This is a genomic window from Flavobacteriales bacterium (assembly GCA_013214975.1).
GTDB lineage: Bacteria > Bacteroidota > Bacteroidia > DT-38 > DT-38 > DT-38.
Genome location: JABSPR010000405.1, coordinates 1 through 3116 on the forward strand (window position 1 = coordinate 1; position 3116 = coordinate 3116).

Annotated in this window: 2 protein-coding genes; one reads left to right on the plus strand and one right to left on the minus strand. The window is 34.5% G+C overall.

The genetic code is table 11. The features are described from left to right. The coding region (gene gyrA, locus HRT72_12690; GenBank protein ID NQY68563.1) for a DNA gyrase subunit A at positions 1-2541 on the minus strand (2541 nt) is incomplete at its 3' end. A 342-nt stretch (positions 2542-2883) separates the two neighbouring features. Here gyrA and HRT72_12695 point away from each other — a divergent pair. Beyond that, positions 2884-3116 (plus strand): hypothetical protein (locus tag HRT72_12695; protein ID NQY68564.1); only part of this gene is annotated, 233 nt, incomplete at its 3' end.

Here is a 3116-nt window from a genome sequence, read left to right on the forward strand (position 1 = left end):
CTCTTCTTCTTCAGAACCTTCTTTTGCCTCAAGAGCAGCTAAGTCTTCTGGAGATAATTCTGGAGCATCCTCTGCTGCACCTTCTGCCTCTTCATCTTCTCTGTCTCTAAATACTTTGGCTACTGCAGCAATTTCATCATTAGCCCTAAGGTTAATAACTTTAACTCCTTGAGTAGCTCTTCCCATTACTCTTAGTTGGTCGATGTGCATTCTAATCGCAATACCATTTTTAGTAATAATCATTAAATCATCATCATCAGTTACGTTTTTCATTGCGATTAAATCGCCTGTTTTATCCGTAACGTTGATTGTCTTAACTCCTTTACCACCTCTATTCGTAATACGATATCCAGCAACTTCAGAACGTTTACCGTATCCATTTCTAGATACAACCAATACATTCGCATCTTCGTTTTCAACACAAATCATTCCGACTACTTCATCTTTATCATGCTGTAAGGTAATTCCTCTAACACCAGATGCAGTTCTTCCCATGAATCTTACTTTCTCTTCATTAAAGCGAATTGCTTTACCAGATTTAAGCGCCAACATGATCTCATTCGTACCATTTGTCAATTTAACTTCTAATAGCTCATCTCCTTCTCTAATACCAATAGCGTTGATACCATTCGTTCTAGGTCTTGAGTATGCTTCAAGTTTCGTTTTCTTGATGACACCTTTCTTAGTACACATAATAATGTACTTGTCTGTGATGTACTCTTCGTCTTTAATGTCTTGAACATTGATGAATGCTTTAATAGAATCATCTTGTTCGATATTAATTAAGTTCTGAAGTGCTCTTCCTTTTGTATTCTTAGCTCCTTCAGGAACTTCAAAGATTCTCATCCAGAAACATTTACCTTTTTCAGTAAATATTAATAACCAGTTATGGTTTGTTGCCACAAATAAGTGCTCTAAGAAATCTTTATCTCTTGTAGCTGTTCCTTTTGCTCCAACTCCTCCTCTACTTTGAACTCTATATTCTGATAATGATGTTCTTTTGATATAACCTTCATGCGAAATTGTAACGACAACTTCTTCATCAGGAATCAAATCTTCGATTCTCATCTCACTTGCAGAGTATTCTATAACAGAACGTCTCGCATCACCATACTTTTCTTTTATATAAGCAAGCTCATCCTTAATGATCGTCATTCTTCTATCCTCGTTAGCAAGAATATCTTTAAGGTCAGCAATTTTAATTTGTAATTCATCAAACTCAGCTCTTAACTTCTCTTGTTCAAGACCAGTTAAGTGTCTAAGTCTCATTTCAACTATTGCACGAGATTGAATTTCAGACAAATCAAATCTTGTCATCAATTTTTCTCTTGCTTCTTCAGGACTCTTAGAAGCTCTGATTAATTTGATTACTTCGTCAATATTATCAGACGCAATAATTAAACCTTCTAAAATATGTGCTCTTTCTTCAGCTTTTCTTAAATCATATTTTGTTCTTCTTATAACAACATCATGTCTGTGTTCAACAAAATGATGAATCATTTCTTTTAGATTCAGCATCTCAGGACGGCCCTTTACTAAGGCGATGTTATTGACTGAGAATGAAGTCTGTAGCTGTGTGTACTTGTATAATTTATTTAACACAACATTTGGAATGGCATCACGTTTCAATTCGTAAACAATTCTCATTCCATTTCTATCTGATTCATCTCTTAAATCAGAAATTCCTTCAATTTTTTTATCATTAACTAAATCAGCAGTCTTTTTAATCATTTCTGCCTTATTGACTTGATAGGGTATTTCAGTAACAATAATTGCTTCTCTTCCTTCTCTTATCTCTTCAATAACGGCTTTCGCACGCATGACAACCTTTCCTTTTCCAGTTTCGAAAGCATTCTTAACACCTTCATAACCATAAATCGTTCCACCTGTTGGGAAATCAGGAGCCTTAATATGATCCATTAATTCTGAAATTTCAATGTCTCTATTCGCTATAAAAGCTAGAGTTCCATTAATAACTTCAGTTAAATTATGAGGAGGCATATTTGTTGCCATACCTACAGCAATACCACTTGCTCCATTACATAATAGATTAGGTATCTTAGTAGGAAGAACTGTTGGCTCCATTAAAGAGTCATCAAAGTTCGGTGCAAAATCAACTGTTTCCTTCTCTAAATCAGCGAGCATTTCCTCAGCGATTTTTTGAAGCCTTGATTCCGTATAACGCATTGCTGCAGGACTATCACCATCCACGGAACCGAAGTTACCTTGTCCATCCACTAAAGGATAACGCAAAGACCAGGGTTGTGCCATACGAACCATTGTGTCATATACTGAGGAGTCACCGTGTGGGTGATACTTACCAAGTACATCCCCTACGATTCTTGCAGACTTTTTATAAGGTTTATTTGATAAAACCCCTAAGTCTAACATTCCGTAAAGAACTCTTCTGTGAACTGGTTTGAAACCATCTCTAACATCTGGTAAAGCCCTAGATACAATTACTGACATTGAATAATCAATGTAAGCTGATTTCATCTCGTCTTCGATGTTAATTTTTATGATTCTTTCTCCGTCTGCCATATATGTGATTGCTTATTATTTATAAGGCTCGAAAATAGTCATAATCTATGTAAGAAACAGCATGACATTATGGCGACTTATTAACAAAAAAGGGCTGAAAATTATCGTTATTAACAATCGGAATGGAATTTGTTCTTATTATTTTTGAATTTATACTTAGAATGCGAGATTTTAGAGAATAAGTGATTGAATATTTTATTTATTCCTTATTATTAATGCTAAAAATAATGAGAGAAAGGTTAATTGAGTATTATCTTTGTAAGATAATTATCATTTTTACCTCTAAAAGAGTAACAAACTAAGGTATAAAATTGTTATACTTATAGAACAAAGACATAAATTATGGATGCAAATTTTTCAGCAAGAGCAAAAGACGTACTATCATTTAGTAGAGAAGAGGCGCTTAGACTAGGTAATGATTACCTTGGTGTTGAACATATTCTGCTGGGAATTTTGAGAGAAGGAGAAGGTCTGGCAATAACATTGTTAGAAGAATTTCAAGTTGACTTGTCTCAAATTAGAGCCGAATTAGAAACAACATTAAAAGAAACGAGGGTAAAATCCATTACCTCGAA